Raw genomic sequence first — 25728 nt, 5'->3', positions numbered from 1 at the left:
CTGCAGCCAGCGTGCATCCGGGGCGGTCCGACCCCGCACCTTGTCCCAACGGAGCCTTTTCCGATGACCGAGCCCACCCGTTCCACCCCGCCCTTCCTGCAACTTCGCGGAATCCACAAGCGGTTCGGCGGTGTGCGCGCCCTGTCCGGGGTGGACCTGACCATCGAGGCCGGAAAGGCCTATCATCTGCTGGGCGAGAACGGCTGCGGCAAAAGCACGGTCATCAAGATCATGTCGGGCGCCCATGCCCCGACCGAAGGCAGCATCCTGCTGGACGGGGAACTGGTCCCCAAGTTGTCGCCGATGGCAGCGCTGCAGGCGGGGATCGAGACGGTCTATCAGGACCTGTCGCTGTTGCCGAACCTGACCGTGGCCGAGAACGTCGCCCTTGGCGAACAGCTTGTGGCCGGGCATGGGCGGCTGCTGCGGCTGCTCGACCGGACGCGCGTTTATGCCACCGCCGCCGCCGCGCTTGGCAAGGTGGGCTTGGACCCGGTCGAGGCGCTGTTGAACAGCATCGTGGGCGATCTGCCCCTGGCGATCCGCCAGCGCGTCGCGATTGCGCGCGCCATCGCCGCCGAGGCGCGGCTGGTGATCATGGACGAACCCACCACGTCGCTGACCCGGCACGAGGTCGAGACGCTGATTGAGGTGGTCAACCGGCTGCTGGATGCGAATGTCGCCGTGCTGTTCGTGACTCACAAGCTGGAAGAGTGCTATCGGATCGGTGGCGACGCCATCGTCTTTCGCGACGGGCTGAGCGTCGCGCAAGGCCCGATAGAGAGCTTTTCTCGCGCCAGATTGGCCGAGCTGATGACCGGGCGCGAGATCGAGGCCGTGCGGTTCCGCACCGGCGCCCCCCAGCCCGAGGTTCTGCTGACGGCAAAGGGGCTGGGCCACGGACAGGCGTTTCGCGACATCTCCTTCACCCTGCACCGCGGTGAGATCCTCGGGATAACCGGCCTGTCGGATTCTGGTCGGAACGAGCTGGCGATGGCATTGGCCGGTCACCTGTCGACCGACAGCGGCAGCCTGTTTCTGGACGGACAGCCGGTGCGCATCGGATCGCCCTCCGAGGCCATTGACCACCGCATCGGCTATGTCCCCGAGGATCGGCTGTCCGAAGGGTTGTTCATCGAGAAATCCATCTTCGAGAATGCCGTGCCGCTGATCCTGGGCCGAATCGCGGGTCACCTTGGCCTGATCGACCGCCGCAAGGGCCGCGACGCCGCCCGCGGGATAGCTGCCGGGATGAACCTGAACACCGCCGACATCGACCTGCCGGTCGGCGCGCTGTCGGGCGGCAACCAGCAGCGCGTTCTGATCGGGCGCTGGCTCAGCATCGATCCGCGGCTGCTGATCCTGCACGGGCCGACCGTGGGCGTCGACGTAGGTTCCAAGGAGACGATCTTTCGCGCGATCCAGGAGATGGCCGGTCGCGGCATCGGCCTGCTGATCGTGTCGGACGACCTGCCGGAACTGCTGCAGAACTGCGACCGCATCCTGGTGATGAATTCGGGCCGCATCATCGAGGATCTTCGCGCCATCGAGGTGGACGAGGACCGTATCTATCAATCCATGCTTGCCAGCCAGGCGGAGCTTGTAGAATGACCGTGGTGCCGCACATGATCGACAGTCCATCTACCGACCCCGAACGCGCGCCGACCGCCGGCGTCTTCGCGTTCCTGCGCGCCCATCCAGAAGCAGTCAGCCTGATCCTACTGGTCGCGATCTGCGCATCGGTCGCCCTTATCAACCCGGCTTTCCTGCAGCCGTCATCGCTGATCGACATGGGGCGGGCCAGTGTCGTGACAGGGCTGTTCGCCTTGGGCGTGTTCACCGTGCTGGCCTCGGGCGGCATCGACGTGTCGTTTCCCGCTGTGGGGGCGGTGGCCATGTACGGGATCAGCACGCTGGTGCTGAACGTGTTCCCGGGCATGCCGATGGCGCTGATCGTCGTGCTGTGCGTCGCGACGGGCATCGTGCTGGGCATCGTGAACGGCCTTCTGGTCCATGAGCTGCGCGCGCCCGCGCTGATCGTCACCATCGGCACGCTGTACGTTTTTCGCGGGATCCTGCTGGTGTTCGTGGGAACGGTCTGGCTGATGGAGATGCCGTCGCAGATGGTCGCCTTTGGGCAATGGTCGCTGGTGGACATCACCACGCGCGGCGGCGCCACCGTCAGCCTGCCGGTCTATTTCCTAAGCTTTCCGCTGGCCGCCGTCCTCACTTGGTTCGTCTTCAACCGCACCTTGATGGGCCGCGCCATCTTTGCCGTGGGCGGCAAGGCCGATGTCGCCGCCAGGCTGGGTTACAACATCCGCGCGGTCCAAGTCTTCGCCTTTGCCTTCGCGGGCGGGCTGGCGGGCATGGCCGGGGTCATCCAGGCCTCGGCCAACCGGATGGCCAATCCGTTCGATTTTGCCGGGACGGAGATCATCGTCATCGCGGCCGTGATCCTGGGCGGGGCGCGCATCACCGGCGGCACCGGGTCGGTCCTGGGCACGGTGATCGGTGTCCTTCTGGTGACGGTCGTGAACAACGTCCTGGTCCTGGTCGGCATTCCCAGCACCTGGCAGCGCGTCGTCGTCGGCGCCTTCATCCTCTTGGCCGCCGCGTTCTTCGTCCTGCGCGACCGCAAGACCACCACCTGATACCCGGAGTAGAGCAATGAAGAAATTCCTTAACAATCCCGAAGACTTTGTCGATGAGATGCTGGAGGGCATCTATCTTGCCCATCCCGAGGTGACGCATGTCGGTGACGACTTGCGCTGTTTCGTGCGCACCAATCCGGTGCCCGGCAAGGTCGGGCTGGTGACCGGCGGCGGTTCGGGCCACCTGCCGCTATTCCTGGGATTCGTGGGCGAGAACATGCTGGACGGCGCGGGCGTGGGCGGTGTGTTTCAATCGCCGTCATCCGAGCAGGTGCTGGACGTGACCCGTCATGTAGACCAGGGCGCGGGGGTGCTGTACCTTTACGGAAACTACAGCGGCGATCTGATGAACTTCGACATGGCCGGGGAACTGGCCGATCTGGAGGGTATCAGGACCATGACCGTGCTGGGCCGCGACGATGTCGCGTCTTCGGTCGTGGGCGAGGAACACAAGCGGCGGGGGGTCGCCGGGATCTTCTTTGCCTACAAGGCTGCCGGGGCCGCCGCCGCCGCGATGAAGCCCTTGGACGAGGTGGCGCGTCTGGCCGAAAAGGCCAGCGCGCGCACTCGGACAATCGGCGTGGCCCTGTCGCCCTGCATCGTCCCCGAGGTCGGTCGGCCGAGCTTTCAGATCGGCGCGGACGAGATGGAGATCGGCATGGGCATCCACGGAGAGCCGGGCATCACCCGCAAGACACTGACACCCGCGAACGAGATGGTCGATGAGATGATGTCCCGCATCCTCGCCGAACAGAGCTATGAGACGGAAAAGGACGTCGCGGTGCTGATCAACGGGCTGGGGGCTACGCCTCTGGAGGAGCTTTACGTCATCTATCGCCGCACGGCGCAGGTGCTGGATCAGGCTGGTGCGCGGATCAGGCATGTCTTCATCGGCGAGTTCGCCACGTCGATGGAGATGGCGGGTGCGTCCATATCGGTCCTGCAAATGGACGACGAACTGCAGCCGCTGATCGCGATGGGCGCGAACACGCCCTTCTTCAAGCATATCGCCCAGTGAGGGAGGGGACGATGGACAGGCTGACGGCGCATGACATTCCGCAACTTTTCGCACGCCTTTCTAAGGTGTTTGCAGACCAGAAAGAGGCTCTGATCACACTGGACGGACAGGTCGGCGACAGCGATCTTGGCCTCACCATGGCCAAAGGCTTCGCCGCCGCCGACAAAGCGGTGTCCGAACTAGGCGACGCCCCGATCGAAGCACAGCTGAAGGCAGCCGGTGCCGCAATTGCCCGCGCGGCCCCATCGACGATGGGCACCCTGATGGCCACCGGCTTTCTGCGCGGTTCGGCCTCGGCCAAGGATTGCGACGACCTGAGAACTGAACAGATGGCGCTATTCTGGCGGGCGTTTCGCGACGGCGTCGCGCAGCGGGGCCGCGCGCAGGTGGGCGACAAGACGGTCCTGGACGTGCTCGACGCGATCGCCATGAGCGTCGAGGCCGATGCCAAGGCGGGCTCGGGGCTGTCGACGGCGCTGGACAACGCGCATGCCGTCGCGGTCGATGCATTGGAGCGGACCAGGGACCTGGTGGCCCAGCACGGCAAGGCGGCGGCGTTTCAGGAAAAGACTCGCGGCATCCAGGATGCCGGCGGCACCGTTGCGGTCATCCTGATCGAAACGATGGCAAATTTTGTAAGGCACACCGCGGCACGGCATGCCGGGCCCTGAATTCAAGACAAGGAGAGCGGCATGAAATACCGCATCATGGGGCGCAGCGGACTAAAGGTCTCGGCCTTGTCCATGGGCACTTTTTCGTTCGGAGGCCGGGGGCCCTTTGCAGCCATCGCCAGCCAGGGCGTGACCGAGGCCGCACGGCTGATCGATTGCTGCACCGATCACGGGGTCAACCTGATCGACACCGCAAACATGTATTCGACAGGCCTGTCAGAGGAAATCGTCGGTGAGGTGCTGGCGGACCGCAACCCGGACATCCTGATCTCCTCCAAAGCGCGGATGAGAATCGGGGACGGGCCGAACGACGAGGGCGCCAGCCGCTGGCACTTGATCCGCGAATGCGAGCGGTCGCTCAAGCGGCTGCGTCGCGATCATATCGACATCTACCACATCCATGAATGGGACGGCCAGACCCCGGTCGAGGAGACGATGGAGGCGCTGGACAGCCTGACACGGCAGGGCAAGATCCGCTATGCTGGTTGTTCAAACTATACGGGTTGGCAGATCATGAAGTCGCTGATGGCCAGTGACCGCGGCCATTTCCAGCGCTTCGTCACTCAGCAGATTCATTACACTCTGGAAGCGCGCGAGGCGGAATACGAGCTTCTGCCGCTTTCGGTGGACCAAGGCATCGGCGTCACCGTCTGGAGCCCGCTGGCGGCGGGCCTCCTCAGCGGAAAGCACACGCGGCAGCAGCCTGTGGCACCCGACAGCCGTCAGGACCGCGGATGGTCTGAACCGCCCATCCGGGATCAGGAGCGTCTGTGGCGGATCGTCGATGTCCTGAATGACATCGCCGCCGCATATGACGTCGAGGCCGCGCAGATCGCCCTGGCATGGACGCTGACGCGACCCGCCGTTGCGTCTCTGGTTGTTGGCGGAACCTCGACCGCGCAGTTCGAGGCGAACTTTCGGGCCCTGGACCTGACTCTATCGCCAGACGACCTGGCACGTCTGAATGCGGTCAGTCGCCCACCACAAATCTATCCGCTTTGGCACCAGTCGCAGTTTGCTTCGCCCAGGTTCGGACCGGCGGACAAATCGGTCGACTTAGAAACTGGAAACCCCTGAGTTGGTACGATATCGCCAGCCAAATCCAGATCCTATGCTGCAGATTGTTTGATCGTCAAAGCCAGAACATGACGGTTACGGCAAGAGCGATGGCGGAAAGGAAGACCTTCGGGCACCCGTCGTAGCGGATGGCAATGCGGCGCCAGTCTCCAGCCTGCCAAACATGATCTCGATCCAACTGCACCTCTTTTAGCAGCGCTTGTCTTGGCGGACGACTGTGACGCGCGATTTCCGACCCGGAATGCAGGGGCGTATAGCCCTGTCTTTCAACGCGTCCCGGGACCAGTCGGCATCGCATCCCTGGAAAAGGTTGCTCATCTCCACTTCCTCCAGTTCGGGAGCTTGAATCACGCAGGCAGGACAGCCTCATTCAGATCAATGGGTCCTGACCCTAGTACGCTTGTCGGTACATAGCCAACGCATCGTCCTGCGTTACTTCGACAGGGTTGTTCAACAGCAATCGGGTCTGCAGCATTGCATCCTCGGCCAAGCTTGGCAGACTGCCCTCCGGAATGTTGCAATCACGCAGCCGCCGGGGGGCGCCGGAACGGTTCATCAAATCCTCCATGAATTCGACGAATGCCATTGCGCGTGCGTCGACGCTGACGCTGGATGCGCCAAGAATAAGGTCGGCCAATTCAGCATAGAGGGGTGCGGCGACGCGCATGTTGTGGCGCAGCACAGGGCCCAGCATCAGCGCATTGGTCAGGCCGTGCGGCAGGTGAAAATGTCCTCCAAGAGGATAGGCAAGGGCATGAACGGCTCCGACGGGACTGTTCGAGAACGCCTGACCGGCCAGTGTCGCCCCCAGCAGCATCGCCTCGCGTGCCTGTCTGTTCTGGCCATCGTCGCATGCGGTGATCAGGTTCGCAGCCATCAGGCGCAAGGCTTCCTTTGCCAGAATGTCAGACAGGGGGTTCTTTCTGAGTCTGCCGGTGAATGCTTCGATGGCATGCACCATCGCGTCGATCCCGGTGGCCGCGGTCTGCAGGGGTGGCAGGCCAATCGTCAGTTGGGCGTCCAGCAGAACGCGATCGGCGTACAGCTGTCGTGCAACGATCCCCATCTTCGTGGTCGTGCCGGTGGTCAGGATCGTGATGTTCGTGACCTCGGAGCCTGTGCCAGCAGTCGTCGGCACCTGAACCAGCGGTACCCGCGCGCCAGTCACCTTTCCTATGCCATACATGTCGGCCAGTGACTGATCCGAAGAGATCATCACGGCAGCCAGTTTCGCGACGTCCATCGACGAGCCACCGCCGAACCCCATGACGATGTCAGAGCCTGCATCTTTGGCCATCGTCGCGCACGCGATCATCACATCTTCTGGCGGGTCGGCGACGACATCATCGAAGATGGTTATCTCGAACCCTGCCGACTGCAGCGATGCCTTGGTGGGATCCAGAAGGCCGGACTGATGCAGGAGGCGGTCAGTAACGATCAGCAGCTTGCGCTGCTCAAACCACTCCGACAGCAATGTCCCAAGGCGCTGCGCACCGCCCCATTCTACCAGCATTCCAGCTACCGTGTCGTAACTGAATGGTCCAAGCTCCGAATTCATTGCTGCGCGCCCTCCTGAACTAAGTCTTTCACACTCGACGTTCTTGGTTCCGCCTTAAGGATACCTCTACCGCACAGCGTGCGTCTTCAGACATGCAAAGAATTGACCGCTGCAGGATCTACTCTTTTTCCCGCTCTCGACCCCCCGCCCGGCGCACGACATCATCCAAGCCCGACATCGCGGCATCAAGATCCGCCATGATCCGGTCCAGTTGGCCCTCATCGCGCCCTCCCTTCATTCGTTTCAACGTACCGATCTGTTTCAAGCGTTCGCTCGACCTCTCGCTGCCGGCAAGCGCACCACCACGAACCGCCCCTGCCCCTCCCGCATGTCCCATCCTCGCGGCAAGGGAGGGCAGCGCCCAGAACCGGGAGGTGCTGCGGGCGGTGAGATTGCTGAGGCAGCCAGCATCGACGAGCTCGCCGATCAGGGACAGGGCGGTCCGACGCGTCACGCCGAGATGATCCATGACCATCGCCGAGCTGATCACCGGCTGCGTCCGCAGATAGGTGATCAGGTCGCCAAGGCGCGACCGCCCGTGTGCAGAAGACGCCATGGCCGAGAGACGCGCCAGCTCATGGCGCAGGGTCCCCAGATGACCTAGATCATGAGACAGGCCCCGCGTGGCGGCCTCCAGGAACGAGGCCAACCCGGTCACCGGCGACCAGACCCGGAAGCCGGTGCGGGTCAGCGACACGGACGGCGGCACGATCCATCCGGCAGCCGCCGGCATCAGCAGGCCCCCTGCCCTTTCGTCCAGCTCATCGCGGCCAGCTCTTCGATCAGGAGACAGGCCCTGCAGATGACGCGCGGCACCCTCCACAGCCATGAAGACCAGCCGCTCGGCCACCGGGCTGCTGCGTCGGGAGCGGAAGGCATAGCTGGCCGCCGCGCGCCATCCCGCCAGGATCGGAACGTGGGACCAGACGCGACAAGCCTCCACGACCAGGGGCAGCTCCGCATCCTCGAGGCGATCGCCCTCGTCGCGTGTCTGCCCGATGGGCGTGGCGGCCGCTTCGATCCGGCGCAGGGCTGCAACCGGCGCGCCGAACGGATCTCCGGGTCGCCGGATGACGGACAGAACCTTCAGGGCCATCTCGGCCGCCCGGGCATCCTCTTCCATCGCGGTGCCGCTGGTGAGACGCAGCACCATCCCCTGCGTGGAGATGCGCTCACCTTCAAGCCCGACCGAGGCGGCAGCCTCCAGAAGGCTTGTCTCCATCCGCCACAGTGCAGCCAGGGCGGGGTGGGCAAAGAGGATGCCCTCAAGCCTCGCAGCCCGGGTCTCGGCACTCAGAAGAAGCGATCCGACATCCATCTGATAGCCCATGATTATGATGCCAACAGTTTAGCATATCTCGAACATTCTACAGCTGCCTAGTACTTTCAGATTTGAGCCGAGATCTCCTTCATCCCGCCACTCAGGCAGCGGAGAACGCGAAGGCGTTGGGATACGGCCCAGTGAGCGCACGAAGGCGCCCATTTCCGTCCCCTGCTGGACGCGGAGGATCTGGGCATCCGTACGGCAGACGCAGATATCGGCGTTGCATATGTTTGCAAACGGTCGTTTACTGACGTCTAAATGTTATGAAAGATGGCCCTCCATGCCGCTGATTGGCTATGCCCGCGTCTCTACGGACGATCAGACCCCCCTGCCCCAGGCCCTGGCTCTGGGAGCGGCAGGCTGTTCAGTCATCCGCGAGGAACACGGCTCCGGTGGCAACCGCGCCCGCCCCGTCCTGACGAGCGTCCTGGACGGTATCCGTAAGGGAGACACGCTGGTTGTCGTTCGGATCGACCGACTGGCCCGGTCCCTCTCGCATCTGCTGGAGATCATCGAGCAGCTCGAAGCAAAGGGTGCGTTCTTTCGCTCGATCGAGGATCCGATCGATACGGCATCGCCCCAAGGCAAGTTCACGCTTCAGGTGCTCGGGGCTGCGGCCGAGTTCGAGCGGGCATTGATCCGCGAGCGCACCAAAGCGGGACTGGCCAGCGCACGTCTCGAAGGCCGGATCGGCGGAAATCCCGGTCTGCGTGCCCGAAACCCGGAGGCGCTTCGCAAGGTACGCCTAGCGCGGCATGATGGCTATATGGAGCGTCTGGCCAACACGGCGACCGAGTGGGTGCCCTATGTCCGTCGCCTTCGCCCGGAAATGGCGTGGGAGGACGTGCTGCGCATCGTCAATGCCCCATTACCGGAAAACCGCCGTTGGACGCAGCCACGGCTGCTGCGGGCCACTCGCGCCTATGTGTGCGAAGGCTTCCTGCCCGCGACTGTTATGAGGCGCGCAGCAAGGCGCCCGACAGATGACCGCTTGCCTGCCCTTATTGCCGCAATCAAAGGCGCCGACGCAGGCATTACACTGCAGGCAATTTGTGAGCGTTTGGAGGCTATGCGAGAGAGGACACCCCGTGGGAGGACTAAATGGCAGCCCTCCTCCGTCAAGATGCTGCTCGGGCAAGCCGAAAAGTTGGGAATGATTTGATTGACCCTAGGAATACGCGCGCACTCCATCGCAGATCAACGTTTCTTCTCAGCTTTTCGTTAATATCCTTGCAATTCTTCCATCTTGTGGAGTAATTGCAAGGTATGTATACGCGCCGAGCCAATCAGATCGTTCTGTCAGCCCTTGAAAATCAGGCGGCAGTCGTTCTTCTCGGTCCCCGGCAAGTAGGGAAAACAACTCTTGCTCTGTGGGTCGCCGAACAGCAACCGTCGGTCTATCTGGATCTGGAACGCAGTTCTGATCGACGAATCATGATCGAGCCAGATCTCTATCTGGATGAACAGGCGGGAAAGCTAGTCATTTTGGACGAGGTTCAGCAGCTTCCAGGACTGTTCAAAAGCCTTCGTGGTCAGATAGATACGCGACGTCGCCAAGGGTTTCGTACCGGACAGTTCCTGCTGCTCGGGTCAGCATCGAACGTCCTGTTGCATCAATCGGCAGAATCGCTCGCTGGACGCGTCCGCTATATTGAAATGCCGCCCCTTCTTCTTGACGAAGTAGGTACGGATCGGCTTAACGACCTTTGGCTGCGGGGAGGGTTTCCCGACAGCTTCCAAGCCGATACCAATAAGACCAGCTTGGACTGGCGTAAGGATTTCCTACGCACCTATCTGGAACGCGATATCCCGGCCCTGGGTCCGCGGATCCCTGCAAACACCTTGCGCCGTTTCTGGACCATGCTGGCGCATGCGCAAGGCGGACTGCTGAACGCCGCTGCACTGGCCGAGGGCTTGGGCATCTCGGGCCAAACAGTTGGACGCTATCTTGACCTGCTTGTCGATCTGATGCTGGTCCGACGCCTTCAGCCTTGGCATGAGAATGTTGGCAAGAGACTGGTCAAGTCACCTAAGGTCTTTGTCCGGGATAGCGGTCTTGTTCATGCCCTGCTTGGACTAGAGACATTTGAAGACCTGCTGGGTCATCCCGTGGTGGGCGGGAGTTGGGAGGGGTTTTGCCTTGAGGCCCTCATTGCGGCTGCACCAGCAGGAACCGAACCATTTTTCTATCGGACCTCAGCGGGAGCGGAGGTCGACCTTGTCCTGCGGTTTCCGGGCGGCGGAACTTGGGCCATCGAAGTCAAGCGGACGACCACACCGAAAGTATCACGGGGGTTCCACCTGGCGGTTGCAGACATCAAGGCCGATCAAGGCGTCCTGGTCTATGCGGGGGAACATGATATCCCGGTGGCTCAGGGACTAAGGGCCATGCCGCTGGCTTCGGTTCTGGAAACGTTGCGGGGCCTTTGAAAAACTCATAACCGCCGTGTCGAAGTGGTGTAGCAGTCCGAAGGGAGGCCGCTCAGAATATGATCTCGACCTTTCTGATCGCGCCGAACTCACTGCTCGCCACGTCCTGCAAGCGCTTTTGATGATGCGTGACGATGTACTTTGCCACAAAAGAAGACGGCGCCCGAAGGCGGAGCACTGTCTGCTCAAAATCCTCGAAAACCAAAGCGGAAAACCAGCTTTTATAGAAATCTGGGTCCATATCAGCCAGGCGCACGCATGTACGCCCCCATGCCGTTTTCTGCGGATCATCCGTCGCCATCATAGGACGAAAGTTAACCCGGACGACTGTCGGTCCGACGGCATCCGGGCATTGCCTGTTAGTATCCATCCTGGCGGCAAAATCAGGTCCAACCTCTTCCCAATGCGATTCACTTCTTCGATAGATCTCGCGCTGGTTCAGCCGATAGGCGGCTACCCGGCCCCGTACGCCCGGCCGAAGTTGAATAAGAATCTCGTTTTCCAATAGCCGCTTGATCTCTCGCTTGACGGTTCGTTCATCCACCGACCACATCCTTGCAAGGTCACGCTGTCCAACCGTCAGCTCGTCCAGCTTCCAGTTGTAGCGGGCCGTGACCAAGGCCACTAAGCGAAGCATGGAGGTTTGAAAGACGGCTTTTCCGTGGAGGCCGGCAATGGCCATAGCTGTCAGAAGGTCATATTTTTGAACCGAGGCGTGCGGCCCGGTGGATCTTGTCGCCTTCATTGCCGCCCCCTAGCATCTCTCTCGGCATCTTCGACCGATTCTGCTCTATGCTATGAGAGTGATTAAAATCCTGCAATCTGTCAACGAGTAACTAAAAGCGCGATTAGCGCTGACGTCCACTAAGATTGACGAAAATCTGGTTATATAGGTTATAGGTGACAGCTTGCGTGTCACCCTATCGCCGTTCTGGTGTCACCGAAACGGTCACATCTTGGTCAAATATGTCCCCGTATCCGTCCGAAATCGCGTTCTTAGATGGATCTCCCCAACATTGGCAAAACGCAGAACGCCGGATTTGCTTTTCTGGCGTTTCGCGTTATTCAGAAGGGGAAGCCATAAAACGCGAGCCGAGACATGCGGGACCATACTCATCTTCAAGGAATGAACGAACGCAGCCTTGCACAGCAGGCAGCAGTCAGGAAGGCAACGTTCTCACCTTCCGAAAAAAAGACCCTACGGCCCTTCTCAATCTGGGAAATCAGTCAGTTCATGTTTGACATCCCGGCGGACACGCTTCGCAAAAAGCTGGCGGATGATCCCTCCTTGCCACAGGGGATCGTGGAAGAGGACGGACGTCAGCGCTGGTTCACACTGAATGAGATCAATGAGCTGCGCCGCAGGCTGCGCTTTCGAGGAAAGACTTTGATGCCAAAGCGCCCGCCCGGACGCGCGATGCGGATTGCGGTCTCCAACTTCAAGGGCGGCGTGGGCAAGACGGTGGTCGCCCATCATCTGGCAAATGGCGCCGCACTGGACGGCTATCGCGTGTTGGTTATTGACTTTGACCCCCAGGCCACGCTGACCCATTCGATGGGTCTGGTCGAGGTCAAGGAATGGAATACTGTTTGGGGGATCATGTGCCGTGACCTGTGCCGCGAGGCCGACCGCATTGTAGCTGCATATGACGACCCGGCCGATTGCCCCTACCCTTCCTCTGACGAACTGCCCGAAGATGTCCAATCCATCGGTGCACAACGCGCACAGGACTTTATTCAGAGAACTGCTTGGTCGACGATCGATGTAATTCCCAGCTGCGCGAATGCTGCCTTTGTCGAATTCGCAAGTGCGCAGTATCGGGCACTTCATAAAGCCTGGAGCTTTTTTGGCTGCATTTCCAGATATCTCGATGAACTTCCTGACGACCAGTATGACATCATCATTTTCGACTGCCCTCCGGCCATCGGCTATCAATCCCTCAACGCTGCATTCGCTGCCGACATCCTCTACGTGCCTTCGGGTCCGGGGTACTGGGAGTACGACTCGACCACCAGCTATCTGGGCCAGTTAGGCGACGCGATGGAGGATATCTCTTCTGGCTTCGCGACGCTGGCCCAGGATGCCGGGATCAGTCTGCCCAAGAAATTCGATGACGTCAGGCTGCTAATGACCCGTTTTGAAGCGTCGAACCCACTACATATCGCGATGATGGGTGCCTTCCGGAACGTCTTTGGCGATGATGTTTGCAAGAATGCCATCGAGATGACTCGGGCGGTCGAGCAGTCCGGGCGTTTCCAGCAATCGGTCTATGAGCAGGACTATCGACAGATGACCCGTGAGACATGGAAGCGCGCCAGACAGAGCTTTGATACCGCCTATATTGAGTTCCGAGAGACCGTGCTTCGCGCATGGGATGGCAAAAACAGCAATGGGGGTATGGGTGCATGAGCGGGAAGGGAAAGTTCGGTTTCGATCCCTTGGAGCCAGCCAGCGTCAAGCCACGCAAGCGCGAAGTTGGACCGATGGGTGCGGCGGTTCGCGAAGCCGCGGGAAGCCTTGCCGAAAGCACGGAGACCTTGATCGAGCAGCGCCGTCAGAATGCGTCAGATGCCAAGGCCTTCAGGACAGCGCAGGGTGAAGGCCGGGTGCTCGAGATAATTCGCGTCGACGATATTAGGACTGACGACCTTCCACGCGACCGTATCGATCTTGCGGCGACCGCGGGTTCTGACGAGATGGAGGAACTAAAAGCGTCCATTCGTGCCCGTGGACAGAAAGAGCCGATCGAGGTCTTCAGAACCAACGCAGGATTTCAGTTGAAGAAGGGCTGGCGACGTTTGACGGCTTTGAAACAGTTGTGGCAAGAGACCGGCGATACGCGCTTCGCAGTCGTGACGGCGCGGGTTTCGTCAGGTCCAGCAGATCGCATAGACCTTTACATCGACATGGTCGAGGAAAACGTCATCCGTGAGGACCTAAGCTTCGCCGAGATGGCGCAGGTGGCCATCACTGCGGCGGCTGATGCTGGCATGGAAGGGCAGGGGGCCGATATTCTTGTGGGTCGGATCTTTGCATCGCTTCACAAGATGAAGCGGTCTTACATCCGAAGCTTTGTTTTCTTGCTGCAGGAACTTGGCGATGTGTTGCCTTATCCCAAAGCGATATCGCGCAATTTGGGGGTCGAGGTTGCTAGGAGGATCCAGGCCTCCCCCGAAGTCTCAGTGTCCCTTCGAAATGCTCTAGCATCGGTTAGGTCGGCGGAAGAGCAAACCGAGGTGCTGTCACGGCCACCGGCCGCTTTGGCAGGTCGGGGCACTTCGGGGCGCGGGGGAGATCAGAAGAAGGCGGTGAAATATGAATTTCACGTCGGTGAGGCAAAGGTAACAGCGCGGAAGGGTGAATGCAGAATTCTTTCTGGCACCGACTTTTCTTCGATCGACAGGAAGCGCCTTCAGAGCGCAATTGAAGCATTTCACAAGGTGTTGGATGAGAAGTAACCCGCGGGTTACGCGTCGATCTGAATGCGCGTAACCCATTGGACACAGTTGTCGTGCAGGTGCCAAGGCGGTGGCTTATCGGCGGATCATCTACGCCAATGAAAATTACTAAATTCTATTGCGGCATCGGCACTAGCATATTAGCAGCCGCCTGTACAAACCACCCAGCACTGCTTGGGCGTAGATTGGGAAGCGGAGATCCTTCTGGGTCAAGGCTGAAATGCATAATCTATGTCCAACCAAGCCCAGCAGCCTAACTCTTCGCACGCCTACAGTTGCGGCGGTGCCCGAGCGGGGTGTTGAGCCTAAGATAGCAAAATATAGCCTGCGAGCCTACGAGCCCGCCGTAGCAGGTCAGGTCACCCATTCCGCTGACTTTCCGCTTCACGCATCGGAGCTCTCTAAGCCTACGCACGTATCTATTGTATCTTCATTTGAAATCGCGCCAGCACAGGACACGTGTGGTCACCGTCCAAGGCTTGTTCCTCAAGAACCACGGCACAGCCTGCGGCCTTCGAAGCCTGGGCCTGAGGCAGGGGGGTCTGATCGTCCGTAGAGACGCGGGCATAGCCAATCAGCGGCATGGAGGGCCATCTTTCATAACATGTAGACGTCAGTAAACGACCGTTTGCAAACAAATGCAATGGCCCATTCTGTGACACTGTTCAGCACATAGCCCGGGGTTTTCACCCTACGAGCACATCCAGAGAGCTAACCGAGGACATTGCGCAGACAGGCTCCACAGGGGCCGCTGACACCTCAAAACTAAACCCTTAGGTAAGATGCAAAAGATGTGTATTCTGCACCTATGAAGAACCAAGGACCTATTCTACCTGGCTATTTTGGCGACGCTCTTCCGGGTACCGAAGAGGTCGATGAGACATCCGAGGACGACCTGTGGTTTCTGCCCGGTCCGATCGACGACGCGCCTGACGACCTGCCGCCCGGGCCACGGGCTGAACCGCTTGAGATCAAGGTCATCGATGACTGGCGGACGGCAGAGGCGGGCAGTGCAGCTCGTCTTGCCCGTGTTGCGGGCAGGCTCGGCGCACTGGATGATCGGTTGCGGCGTGGCCCGAAGGGCTGGCGGCACCGGCTGGCACTGCTTGAGGCAGCCGATCTGAGCTGGTTTGTCGGTGACCGCATCGGGGCAGACCGGCTGGCACTGTGGATCTCCCTGCGCCTGGCTGGTGTGCACGACGATACCGGTGCGCTCGCGGGTATCGGGTGGGCAGTGCGCCGGCTGACAGGTGGGCCCGGTCCGGAAGGGGACCTGTCCGCCTTTCTCGACCGCCGCGACCCGGAGAACATGGGGGCTGATGCGGAGCCCTTCGCGGATCGCGCAGGCGGTTGGCTTGACCTGATGGCGCATGCAACGGCTCTGCACCCGATCACCCGCGCTTGCATGGGCTTTCACCTCTGGAGCCTTGCTGGGCTCGGGCAGCACGGCGATCATATGGAAAAGGCGGTCACCGCGGCACGGATCGCGGCCAGCGACGGCAAGGGTACGGTCTTTGCGCCTCTCGCCATGGGCGGGGCAGGGGGGCTGCGTGCTGGCGGCTCGCCTGCTGAGCGTCTGGCGCGGTGGCTCGCCGGGATGGAGACGGCATGTCTGACCGCGATGCGCCATCTTGATGATATCGAGGTGTGGGCGGAGAGGGCGCAGGTTGCAATGATCCCGCTGTCGGGTCGCACGCCCCCGGCCTTGCGCGCCGTACTGACCGAATGGCCGCTCATCTCCGCCCCAATGGCTGAGGCCCTGACCGGCGCCAGTCGCGCGGCCGTTCAGCGTAACCTCGCCTGGATGGAGGAACAGGGTCTGATCCGGGAGATGACCGGGCAGGGGCGGTATCGGATGTGGCGCGCGGCGATCTGACGGTAGCAGAGATGTGCCTCGCCTTTCGGGCTCCTGCTCCACTACGCGGGCAGATCTCCGTTTGAAGAGAGATCTGAGGCTGTGCTGTTGGTTGTCGTCCGTGACAAACTGATGCGCTGCATTCCAACGCTCAGCATACAGATCACGCGGAAGGTTCCGACCAGGCATGGAATGCTGTCATATCGAAAAACACCCCATCAATTTAAGCCAGGGATCCAATGAGCCCGAAAAACGACGCCCGCCGTCAGGTCGATAAGCAACTCTCGTTCGCACTCTACGGGGCGGCGAACCGGATCATGCGGATGCATAGGCCGTTCCTTGAGCCGCTTGGTCTTACTTTTCCCCAATACCTGGTGATCCTCGAGCTGCTCGAAACGTCTCCGGGCTCGGTGGGCAAGATTGGCGCCAAACTTGGCCTTGATACCGGCACGACCACGCCTCTCCTCAAGCGCATGGAGCAGTCCGGGCTGATCACGAGGAAGAGTGACCTGCTGGATAAACGCCGGGTCCTTGTCGAGCTGACGCCTGCCGGTCAAGCATTGCAGGCTTCAGTCTGGGCTGTTTCCGATCAGGTCAACTCTGCCTGCCAGATCACGGACAGTCAGGCGGATGCGCTGCGCAAGGAACTTGATGGTCTGGCGAGGCCGGTGAATCAGGATGGACAGGTGGAGACTTCAAGCTGATCATGCGAACCCGAACAGTGATGGACGCTGCATCCTGACGTTTCCGGACAATAGTCTCGTGCCCGACACGGCGGGATCAGCTCACCGCCGTGGAATGGCGATCCGGTCTCACGCCAGAGATAGCGTATCAACTCTGGCCCACGTCCAGGATGTCTGAACGCTTTGCCGGATCTGACTTTAGCTTGCTACCATCCGCGACCGGGCGGATGCGATCGGGAATGATTACCTTATCAGGCCGCATCAGTCCAAACATGTCGCGTGCTCGCTCATTGCGGAGGTCGAGGTCATAATCGGATACGCTTCCTCCGTCGTCAGCGATGGGCAAGTATCTCCGTCAGCGTGGCGCCAGATAGTCCGCTGAAACGTAGCCCGATACACTCGGCCTGTCGGCAAGCGAGATCCGACACCAGACCTTACCGTCATTCGTCAGGCAGCTCCGACGGGTGAGGCGCGTTCCGTCGGGCAGGCCGATTATGATGGCGTGGCCGAGGCCCGGGCCCGGGCCTTCGCAAAGCTTCAGGAGATCGTTGGGACCGGCGCTCTGAACCACTGCACCAGAACCAGCCGCGCATCCGGTGGTCATCACGAGAGCCAAAAGAACAGCAATCTGCGTTCACATTATCCAACCCGCTTCGTATTGCCGTTACTACGGCGCCATCTAGACAGATGATAGCAGTGAGGTTTCAGGCGCAAACAAGGATGCTGTCCGATCGACAGTTCTAATGCCGTTCCTCAATCCCGGCTACGTTGTGCCCGGGCAACTTCAAAGAGGCTTCAGCGGTTTGTAGGGCAGGGGTGGGTATATCACCTCGATCTCGTCCTCTTTTCTGACAACGCCGCCAGCTTTGACGGCCGCCATGATCCCGGTCTTTCGGACAAGACGTCCGTCTGCGCCCTTGTCGAGAACCGCCTTCATGAGACCTTTCTGGAATTTGTCGATCTGTGAGCAGGGGTTTCTCAAGCCCGTCACGACCAACTGCACATCAGGACCGATACGCAGAACGGCTCCCTCCGGGAGAGAGAGGAGGTCAAGGTTCGCGGTTGTGATATTCTCCCCAAGTCGGCGGGCTGAATGCCGAAGCCTTGATCTGCAAGCTCTTTGAAAAGCTCCAAGTGGATCAGGTGGACCTGGCGCAGGTTGGGCTGCATGGGATCCGCGGCAACGCCGGAGCGGTGCTTCACAGTCGATCCCTGATGCGCATCTCCCGCAACGCCGAGACCTTTCAGAAGAAGAATTTCGAGTGCCAGATTTTTTGAGAAGCGATGCCCCTTGGCCTTCGCAACTGCAACCACGGTGCCTGTCATAGCCACCTCAACTTTAACCCTTACTGCAGAACTGGAGGCGAATTGCCACACGCTACGAGCTTTGCCCGATCCGCTTCCTCTGGGTCCGCGGCTTGGCCGCCATCGTAAGCTAGTGATCGTGAGTCTTGGATCGTATCACCGCGTACCTGCCTAAATTCTGTGACAAACTTACCCACTCAGACACTCCGGCCAGATTTGTGCAGTATAATTATGGATCCGTTAGTAAAGCTGCGTTAAGCAAGAAGTTGCTCAAAATGGAGATTCTCGGCGGATGTGCGCTTACCGGTTCTGCGATGAATGTGGGAACGAACTCGATAAAATGAACCCGCATAAGTACGGGTGCCTGTCCTGCTACATCGCTTCCGGGCCAGACTGGCCGACGCGGTGGCTTGCGGACAGTGCGGTGAACACGGTCTGTAAGGTTGTTTCACTTACCGATTGGCGCGGGACATTTGGTCGTCGTGCATCGCCATCTCCATCAGTCTGAAATCAGCGTGGGTCCACCAAGGTTCGCAAGGACAGCTGTAACCTGCCGATGTCCGGTGCCGTTACGAGCTCGGCACTGGAGCGACCAAACGCCTCGACCCAAAAATCGCCTTCTGGATCTGATTGATCAGATCTTTCTCGGTGTAAGGCTTCTCGTAGTAGGCGATGACGTTGTCAGGATTGTAGCTCCTTGGTCTTGGGTATGCCGACGTCACGATGACATCGATTTTCGGCCATTCCTTGTTGATCTGTTCAGCAAGCCAGATCCCGTCTTTCTCAGCGTTCAAGTCGATATCCGTGAACACGACCAGAATGTCAGGATAGCGTCTTAGCAGAATCAAGGCTTCTTCCGCGTTCTTGGCCTCCATCGCCTCAAACCCTGCATCTTCCATGATCGAGACAGCCGTCATGCGCAAAAGCCCCTGATCCTCGACAACAAGAACCACCGGGTCAAATCGTGATATGTTCATACTCAAATTCTCATTGTCATAGCGGTATGGGTATATGAGAGAAAAAGGAGTTCATAGCTCTACAGTTCCCACGGAGAAATGCTGTGGCGGCTAATCGCTCGTGGGCAGTGGTTTTCGAGGTCGGTAAGAGAGGAGTAGCCAATTTGCGGTAATCGACCCAACGGCAGGTTGCCGTCTGCCTGATAGACAATGGCTGACAGGTCCACTACGCCTTCAAAGGAGTGTGAACTGCAAGCTGCGGACATCTTCAAACTGATATTCTCTTGCTGATCATGCTTCAGCTAGGGGTAAGGTCTGACCCCCGAACAGGCGTGTCCCGACACGCTTCGACTGCGCCAGCACCATAGTCATGTCGTCATGTCCCAGATCCGGCCGTGCATGACGGCTTAGGACGCAGAACATGCATTGCTTGAGGCCGCGCCAAGCGGTGTGCGTGGTAATCCCTTGTTGTCCATCTCGTCGACGTTTGGACCTTGTGCCTAATCCATGATGAATCCACCACTGGGACCTTCGTTCTCTTGCAGGGGTCATACAAAAATCAAAATATACGCGTTTGGCTCATGAAACCCTCGGCCGTGGGTATGTGGATTAAGCGTAGGTGTAAACATATGGTTGCATGCAACATCGGTGACATAAAATCAGGAATGACGATGCATACCAACAATGAGTTGCTGGATGAGATCGAACAGCGTGCGTTGGCCGAGCGCGTTTTGCTAAACATCCTGCGCGCGACGCTTACTCGCCCAGGAGCAATGGACAACCAAAATGTGGCAATGATGATGTCTGTCGCTTCAACGGAGCGCGAACGGCATGGCGATTACAAGGCTGCTGCCCTGCTCGGCCAATGGAAAACACTCGTTGACGGCTGGACCTGATTCAGTTCCTGGACACAGAACGCCCGGTGGTGGTCCCATTGGCTGGAAGGAACCAAGCGTCACCCCCAGCCTCGAACGTAACCTTGTTAACGTGGTCTGTGGTCATTCCAATTCTCTTGTTCCGAGAACTAGTCTTTCGAACCAAAACAAGGCCTGTCACGGGACGAATAGTCTGCCATCGGACCCGATGCCGCCAGTATGGGGCTCAGGTGCCCGCCCACCAGCGTGTAGCGATACTCTGCCTTGCTCTGCCCCGGCTCTGCCCTGCTCTGCCCCCCGAAAACTTCAGCATCCGGCGGTCCAAAGCTGGGGAGCAATGAACTAATTCTGAGCTTAACAGTTGCCGGGACTGAACATTAGGATGGATGTCACCCGGAAATGTCGATATTCTTTCCAAGCTCTTTTGGCCCTCTTTCTTTTGAAAGAAGCTAGCAAGTATTAAAGGCCGCTAAGAACGAGCGGCTTCTCTACTTGTCGCGCTTGTGCATGAATATCGGGTGCCATGATGCTGGCCAGCTCATCCTGCGGGTCCTCATCCGGCCTGTAAACCTTATTGTCGTTACGTCGAGCACTTGCGACCCAAGCCTCGTTGAGGACGTCCTGCACGATGGACATTGCCTGTGTGTTGGTCATCACTAAGCCTGAGCCTGAAAGTTCCCTGATGGATGTGCCCGTGCTTTCTTCCCGGATGGCCCCGACAAGCTGGCGCATCAGCATAAGCGGGTCAACCTGCGCTTTGGAAGGCCACGTGAATTGGCAGCCGACGCTGCGCAGGTCGGCCTCGCTGATCACAAAAAGATCTTTTTGCCCGTCTACCAAGAGAAGCCGATCAAACCCGCTGCCGGCCAGACGACCCAACTGCATGATCGCCCTGACGGAGCCCACTTCAGGTGCGTGGTCGGGAAAGCTTGTGATGTCGAGCCGGAGATCGTGGCCATCCATAGTAGATGTGAAGCGGATGCCGCCGGAAAAAGATGAGGCGGTCAGCCACATGCCGATCTCCTGCGCAGAGACCGACAGGGGTTCAAGACCGGCCTCAGTGGAGCGGACCAATTGCTGTTGGTTGCAGGCAGCGGCGGGACTCACAACGGCGAGCAGGACAACGAATGCGCCGGCAGATATCGTTGAGAACACCATAAGTATCTGAGCCTTACAATCAAAGCAGCAGCTATGTAGCCGCAGAGGGACGTTGCCACGATGTTAGCAAGAGGCTCTTAACACGAGCTTACTGCATCCTCTTTTAAGGCAATAGTAACGCCATTTTTGCAGCCGGGCTTGGTTTTGCCCCGGTTCACCGGACACTCAACTAGTTCCGGATCCATCTTGCCGACTTCATGGCCGCTTGCAATTTCGCACGTCGGCTCAGGACCCTCGGCGGCCTCACGCCTTACGAATACATCTGCAAGATCTGGACATCCGAACCAGACAGACTCATCCTAAAGGCGATCCACAAGATGCCGGGACTGAACAATCGTCCATGGCTGTCGCAAATGACGTGCAGCTTGGTGTTCATGCCGCCCGTTCTCAGGGAAACAGTTCCCCGGACTTTTTCCTGATCCAAGAACTGGGGCCGATCAGGTCACCGCGCCCCCTGTTTTTAACGGCCACACTGGTGGTTGTGCGATATGACTTCAGGTATGTCGCATCTATCATCACGGTCTTCTCTTCACCATGTTCGTCAGCTAGTCCAGCCATCATCTGAGCGGAAATGCCCTTCCCTCTCCAACGCCTCCAACGGCTGTAAAGTGTCTTATGAGGGTCATAGGCGGTAAGTGCATCACGCCAGCGTAAGGCACTGCCGATTATAGGAATAATCACGCTGAGAACTTGCCTGTCATCATGGCTTGGCTTGCCGTGCAATTTTTCGAAGAAAAGGGACCGTGCGTGCCATCTGCGCGTAAGTCAGCCAGAAGGCGTCGCTCATGTCACCACTGCCTTTCCGGGCCGTGAGGCGCGCCGCAGAACGGAAACCAATGCATCCTCACCTTAGTCAACGCCCATGTTCAGATTCAGTGGGTTAGGGGGCTACACGGAAACTCCGGCCTTTCACCGGTCGCAACTCTCTAGTGCTGTGTATAGCCGCATTGAACTTGACAGTTCGTTAACTAATAAGCAGAGTAGAATCACAGTTAATCAACCAAGAGATGTCACAGGGTCCTTGCAAGGGGGTGGCGGCGCTATGCTGGTTCCAATAATTATTGCGGGCATCGTCACCGGGACGTTCGCCGCATTGATGTCTCTCGCTTCAGGCACTGGCTTAATATTTGCCGCTTACATTTATGCCGTAGCTGGAGGGTTTGCCGTTTTAATATCCGCCGTCCTTTTCTCGCTAAGATTTATAATTTCGAAAATTTGGTGGAGCTTGAATATTGACTTAAGAGTTAATATAATTATTGCGCACATTGCATCAATTTCAGCATTTATTTTTATCTCCGTGGTAATATTTGGGATTAGCGGCAATTTTTTTGGATCACTTGCATCTCTAGCAGTCGGCGCGCTCGGGATACCTGCATGGCTCTCCTATTCTTTTGACAATTTTGTAGCGAAAGGTGAGGATAGATATGCCGAGGATTATCTGTAAAATTGAGAAGCTCTAGTCTCCGATATGGATGGCGATAATTGCTGCTGCTCAGATTCAGCATAACATATAGAATTTCATTTGTTTTGAAGGAGCATGATTTGACGCTATCTCATAATCCGTCAGAACACGAAGGGTCAGGTGTAATTGGGACAGATCATGCTGATACCATTCACGGCGGGAATGGGGTCGTCGATATTCGCGGGTGGGCCGGCGATGATCTGCTGTTCGGAAGCGTTCGGGGCGGCTTAATATCTGGAGGCCGCGGTAATGACACTATTTACACGTTTGGTTTTGGAGCGCCGCTTCCACAGCAATTCCAAACTCATGCCTATGGAGATTGGGGCAACGACACCTTCTATCTAGGCATGGCTCGCTACAATTACGACACTTACGCCAACAGGTTTGGGCACCATGTATTTGGTGGCCATGGGGCGGACAGATTCATTTTCTCCGGGGTAGCACAGGGCGACCAGAAAATTACCGGAAGAATTGACGATTTTGATCCGACACAGGACTCGATCTGGATCGGGAATGTCCGGGTGAACCTCAACGATCTTCCCGACAATGTCCGGATTGTCCAGCATCTCGGCCAGCAGTGGATCCTCATCGACAATCGCATTCTTTATGCCCTCGAGGGTGCACGGCACGCCTCTCCGACGATCCAGTCCGACGGGCGAAACTCCGAGTCCTCGGAGGAAAACCATTTTATCTACTGGCCCGAAGAATGGGCAGATGGCGTGCCGGCGTCGGCGGATGTGGTCTATCGGAACCCCGTTAATTTCATTCCGGCGCGCTTCCTGCCGGTCGAGGCACAATATGAGCATCGGTTCAGCCCAAGAGACCACAGCTTCTCTGGCACCGCCCGCAACGACCGTATTGAAGGGTCTCCCGATCATGGACAAAGTCTCTTCGGTCTTGGTGGACATGATTTCATTTTTGGAAATCGGGGAGACGACACGATTCAGGGCGGTGAAGGGAACGACTACATTGATGGGTATCACGGTCATGACCGCATCTTCGGCGGTAGTGGAAATGACTCCATCGATGGCGGGAAAGGTCACGACATAATCGTCGGGGGATTGGGTCACGACGTCATCGCAGGGGGATCGGACAATGACACATTGCACGGGTCCTCCGGCGACGACACAATTTTCGGGGGATCAGAAAACGACCTGATCTTTGGAGATTCCGGGAATGACGCTCTTTATGGTGGCAGCGGTAATGATCGCCTGAATGGCGGTGTTGGCGCCGACATCCTGGATGGCGGCGATGGTCACGATCGACTCTGGGGCGGGGTGGGTAATGATCGGATGCTTGGAAAGTCAGGCAACGACTGGCTTCACGGTGGCGATGGCCATGACCATCTGTATGGCGGATGGGGTAACGATACTGTCTTTGGTCATCACGGCCATGACCTAATCTTTGGCGGTCCAGGAAACGATCGACTGTTTGGCAACTCAGGCAACGACCATCTTTATGGTGATGCCGGTAATGACCATCTGGATGGCGGTTACGGTAACGACATTCTGGTCGGTGGGGTCGGCCGGGATACCATTGCTGGTGGGGCGGGCACAGACAGACTGCATGGCGGCGCAAGTGCCGACAGATTCGTATTTTTTACTCAGAATGACAGCCGTCCAGGCCAGGGGCGGGACGTCATCGTCGATTTCACGCCAGGCGAGGATAAGATAGACGTCTCCAGGCTAGACGCCGATCTGAGCAGAGCAGGTAACCAGGCCTTGATCTTCAACCCCAATGGACCTGCGGAGCATGCTGTTTGGCTGATCCGCGAGGGGCGCGGCATTTCGGTTCGTGCCGACCTTGATGGGGACGGCGTACAGGATTTTGCCGTTTGGTTAGCCGGCGTGCAGCGGATCGTCGCCTCGGACTTTATCCTTTAAGTGCTAGGATGAACGTCTTGCGCATTGACTGCCCCCTAGGGGGGCGACTTCGGTAACGGGGCCTTTCAGTAAAATGGTTTTGCGCACACGCTGTCGGCCGCCATGTGCCAGATTCAGGTTTCGGGTATCTCAGCCATCCTGTTTGACGCTGTGTTCATGAAGGATCCTTATGATGCATACTGTGGTCCGTGGTCGGCGCCGAAAGGCACTAACGACGTGCTGGCTCATTGCAGTCACGGAGTGCCATCCCATTGGCGTGTTTGGTGCGGGTCAGCGACAGTTTGTAAATTTGGTACGATCGGGATCGCGTCCCAGAGGAGCGTGCCAGGCCTGTGGTCATGCAGGAAACGGTAGATCGCTTGCGTCTCGCATGCGAGAGACCCACTCGTCCCATTTTCTTATCCAAGTATAATAGCTACGGTGCATCATAACATTCGCCGCTCGGCATGGCGCACGAGGTATATTGACGCCGTCGGGCTGGGTGGTCCAGCATGATACGTCACGCTCACCTGTTGGATGCAAAAGGTTTGGAACCCAACTTTACGGTTGTAGCGTTAGTTTGGGTAAGGCGAGCAAGACCTCTCTTGATTGTAGGACAGTTTTCTATGTTGTCATTTCGGAATGACAACAAAAACAGCTACTATTTGCCCTTGGGCTGAACGACCTTGCGCCATAATGTAAACTAGGGCATTTATATATGCAGCTGAAAAAAAGAGCGTCCAAAACACCCAAAGAATTAAACCAAGAAATTAAGATTGACCAAATTCGTCATGGATTCGTTAAGGTATTCATGAGGGACGGATACGCAGGTGCGAGTGTCGACGACATTTCAAGAGAGGCAAAGACTTCTAAAGCGACAATGTATAAGTACTTCCCTGACAAGTCTTACATGTTTATTGACATGCTTGAGATAACGATGGCTCAGGCGTTCTCAGGAAAAGCCTTTAAGCGACTTCTCGATGAACCGCCTAAGGTTGTACTAGCTAAAATTCTTTATGATCTTGCGGAGTGGTCAACATCCGAGCCTCGCCCAAGTTTACTTAGGCTGGTGGTATCAGAAGTAGAACGGTTTCCACAAGGGGCTCAGGATTATGCGTCTGGAATCGCAAGAAATGTCACCGAGCCCCTGAAATCCATCATCGATAAATGGATCGTTACTGGTGAAATTAAGCACCATAACATTGACGATTCGGCTTTCCAATTAAGCACCCTTGTTATGGCACAAGCACAGTATCCGATTATGCTAGGACTAGAAAGGCTTGGCAATGCGCAGCTTGTCAGGATTTCCAACGAGGCTGCAGAACTATTTCTGTCCAGATACGGAATATAAGGTATGGTCTCGTAGGAGATTAATTGCAAA

At 58.2% G+C, this 25728-nt stretch carries 21 protein-coding genes and 4 pseudogenes; 15 read left to right on the top strand and 10 right to left on the bottom strand.

Features of this window, described 5'->3' with window-relative positions; genetic code table 11:
* Positions 1–63: 63 nt before the first annotated feature.
* From LZ686_RS16955 to LZ686_RS16935, 5 genes are read left to right on the top strand one after another with little or no spacing between them, the layout of a single operon-like run.
* On the top strand, positions 64–1611 hold the full coding sequence (locus LZ686_RS16955) for a sugar ABC transporter ATP-binding protein (RefSeq protein WP_349548540.1): 1548 nt from the start codon (positions 64–66) through the stop codon (positions 1609–1611).
* Positions 1608–2654 carry an ABC transporter permease gene (locus LZ686_RS16950; RefSeq protein WP_208863777.1) on the top strand — a complete coding sequence of 349 codons (1047 nt, stop codon included), beginning with the start codon at positions 1608–1610 and terminating at the stop codon, positions 2652–2654. Before LZ686_RS16955 ends, LZ686_RS16950 begins: the two co-directional genes overlap by 4 nt.
* A 16-nt stretch (positions 2655–2670) precedes the next feature.
* The gene (locus LZ686_RS16945; protein WP_139086063.1) at positions 2671–3672 is read left to right on the top strand and encodes a dihydroxyacetone kinase subunit DhaK; all 1002 of its coding nucleotides are present in this window, start codon (positions 2671–2673) and stop codon (positions 3670–3672) included.
* Positions 3673–3683: 11 nt separating this feature from the next.
* Positions 3684–4343, top strand: coding sequence for a dihydroxyacetone kinase subunit L (locus LZ686_RS16940; protein ID WP_349548539.1), 660 nt, complete (start codon positions 3684–3686; stop codon positions 4341–4343).
* A 21-nt stretch (positions 4344–4364) separates the two neighbouring features.
* A complete protein-coding gene (locus LZ686_RS16935; protein ID WP_139086061.1) occupies positions 4365–5420 on the top strand; it encodes an aldo/keto reductase in 1056 nt (351 codons plus the stop codon).
* Positions 5421–5475: 55 nt separating this feature from the next.
* Here the strand turns inward: LZ686_RS16935 and LZ686_RS16930 are convergent.
* The 3 genes and pseudogenes from LZ686_RS16930 to LZ686_RS16920 form a co-directional block, all read right to left on the bottom strand.
* A pseudogene (locus LZ686_RS16930) lies at positions 5476–5723 on the bottom strand (transposase); the annotation flags it as partial.
* An 88-nt stretch (positions 5724–5811) separates the two neighbouring features.
* Positions 5812–6933 carry an iron-containing alcohol dehydrogenase gene (locus LZ686_RS16925; RefSeq protein ID WP_349548538.1) on the bottom strand — a complete coding sequence of 374 codons (1122 nt, stop codon included), beginning with the start codon at positions 6931–6933 and terminating at the stop codon, positions 5812–5814.
* 163 nt (positions 6934–7096) lie between these two features.
* Positions 7097–8308, bottom strand: a complete 1212-nt coding sequence (locus tag LZ686_RS16920; RefSeq protein ID WP_349548537.1) for a helix-turn-helix domain-containing protein — start codon at positions 8306–8308, stop codon at positions 7097–7099.
* A 274-nt stretch (positions 8309–8582) separates the two neighbouring features.
* Here LZ686_RS16920 and LZ686_RS16915 point away from each other — a divergent pair, with 274 nt between their 5' ends.
* Positions 8583–9464 (top strand): recombinase family protein, encoded by an 882-nt coding sequence (locus LZ686_RS16915; RefSeq protein ID WP_349548536.1) that lies wholly within the window; start codon positions 8583–8585, stop codon positions 9462–9464.
* 104 nt (positions 9465–9568) lie between these two features.
* A complete protein-coding gene (locus LZ686_RS16910; protein ID WP_139599776.1) occupies positions 9569–10732 on the top strand; it encodes an ATP-binding protein in 1164 nt (387 codons plus the stop codon).
* Positions 10733–10784: 52 nt separating this feature from the next.
* On the opposite strand, the gene LZ686_RS16905 is transcribed toward LZ686_RS16910, so the two are convergent.
* Complete coding sequence (locus LZ686_RS16905; protein ID WP_139599777.1) at positions 10785–11477, bottom strand: DnaA N-terminal domain-containing protein; 693 nt, start codon at positions 11475–11477, stop codon at positions 10785–10787.
* A gap of 354 nt (positions 11478–11831) precedes the next feature.
* Here LZ686_RS16905 and LZ686_RS16900 point away from each other — a divergent pair, with 354 nt between their 5' ends.
* Entirely contained in the window at positions 11832–13142 is a 1311-nt protein-coding gene (locus LZ686_RS16900) for an AAA family ATPase (RefSeq protein ID WP_139599778.1), read from the top strand.
* Positions 13139–14191, top strand: a complete 1053-nt coding sequence (locus LZ686_RS16895; protein WP_349548535.1) for a ParB/RepB/Spo0J family partition protein — start codon at positions 13139–13141, stop codon at positions 14189–14191. The genes LZ686_RS16900 and LZ686_RS16895 overlap by 4 nt, the downstream gene beginning before the upstream one ends.
* A gap of 425 nt (positions 14192–14616) precedes the next feature.
* Here the strand turns inward: LZ686_RS16895 and LZ686_RS16890 are convergent.
* A pseudogene (locus LZ686_RS16890) lies at positions 14617–14775 on the bottom strand (recombinase family protein); the annotation flags it as partial.
* 224 nt (positions 14776–14999) lie between these two features.
* Between LZ686_RS16890 and LZ686_RS16885 the strand changes: the two are divergent.
* Together LZ686_RS16885 and LZ686_RS16880 are read left to right on the top strand one after the other, a co-directional pair.
* Entirely contained in the window at positions 15000–16067 is a 1068-nt protein-coding gene (locus LZ686_RS16885) for a hypothetical protein (protein ID WP_349548534.1), read from the top strand.
* A 218-nt stretch (positions 16068–16285) separates the two neighbouring features.
* Positions 16286–16750, top strand: coding sequence for a MarR family winged helix-turn-helix transcriptional regulator (locus LZ686_RS16880; protein ID WP_349548533.1), 465 nt, complete (start codon positions 16286–16288; stop codon positions 16748–16750).
* 763 nt (positions 16751–17513) lie between these two features.
* On the opposite strand, the gene LZ686_RS18860 is transcribed toward LZ686_RS16880, so the two are convergent.
* From LZ686_RS18860 to LZ686_RS16865, 3 genes are all read right to left on the bottom strand, one after another.
* Positions 17514–17798 (bottom strand): MOSC domain-containing protein, encoded by a 285-nt coding sequence (locus LZ686_RS18860; RefSeq protein ID WP_502922025.1) that lies wholly within the window; start codon positions 17796–17798, stop codon positions 17514–17516.
* A complete protein-coding gene (locus LZ686_RS16870; protein WP_349548531.1) occupies positions 17717–18055 on the bottom strand; it encodes a hypothetical protein in 339 nt (112 codons plus the stop codon). The genes LZ686_RS18860 and LZ686_RS16870 overlap by 82 nt, the downstream gene beginning before the upstream one ends.
* Positions 18056–18603: 548 nt before the next feature.
* Entirely contained in the window at positions 18604–19011 is a 408-nt protein-coding gene (locus LZ686_RS16865) for a response regulator (protein ID WP_139598961.1), read from the bottom strand.
* A gap of 650 nt (positions 19012–19661) precedes the next feature.
* Between LZ686_RS16865 and LZ686_RS16860 the strand changes: the two genes are divergently transcribed.
* Entirely contained in the window at positions 19662–19886 is a 225-nt protein-coding gene (locus LZ686_RS16860; protein ID WP_349548530.1) for a hypothetical protein, read from the top strand.
* Positions 19887–20324: 438 nt separating this feature from the next.
* Here LZ686_RS16860 and LZ686_RS16855 read toward each other — a convergent pair whose 3' ends face one another.
* Positions 20325–20879, bottom strand: a complete 555-nt coding sequence (locus tag LZ686_RS16855; protein WP_139598959.1) for a hypothetical protein — start codon at positions 20877–20879, stop codon at positions 20325–20327.
* Positions 20880–21205: 326 nt separating this feature from the next.
* On the opposite strand from LZ686_RS16855, the pseudogene LZ686_RS16850 reads away from it, so the two are divergent.
* Positions 21206–21442, top strand: a pseudogene (locus tag LZ686_RS16850) (hypothetical protein); the annotation flags it as partial.
* On the opposite strand, the pseudogene LZ686_RS16845 reads toward LZ686_RS16850, so the two are convergent.
* Positions 21358–21810 (bottom strand): annotated as a pseudogene (locus LZ686_RS16845) (transposase); the annotation flags it as partial. The pseudogenes LZ686_RS16850 and LZ686_RS16845 sit on opposite strands and share 85 nt — an antisense overlap.
* Positions 21811–22505: 695 nt before the next feature.
* Between LZ686_RS16845 and LZ686_RS16840 the strand changes: the two are divergent.
* The gene (locus LZ686_RS16840; RefSeq protein ID WP_349548529.1) at positions 22506–24368 is read left to right on the top strand and encodes a calcium-binding protein; all 1863 of its coding nucleotides are present in this window, start codon (positions 22506–22508) and stop codon (positions 24366–24368) included.
* Between the two features lie 697 nt (positions 24369–25065).
* Complete coding sequence (locus LZ686_RS16835; RefSeq protein ID WP_139598956.1) at positions 25066–25698, top strand: TetR/AcrR family transcriptional regulator; 633 nt, start codon at positions 25066–25068, stop codon at positions 25696–25698.
* Positions 25699–25728: the final 30 nt, after the last annotated feature.

It is taken from the genome of Paracoccus sp. NFXS7 (assembly GCF_040148865.1).
GTDB classification, from domain to species: domain Bacteria; phylum Pseudomonadota; class Alphaproteobacteria; order Rhodobacterales; family Rhodobacteraceae; genus Paracoccus; species Paracoccus marcusii.
This window is presented reverse-complemented; position numbering and strand designations above follow the sequence as displayed.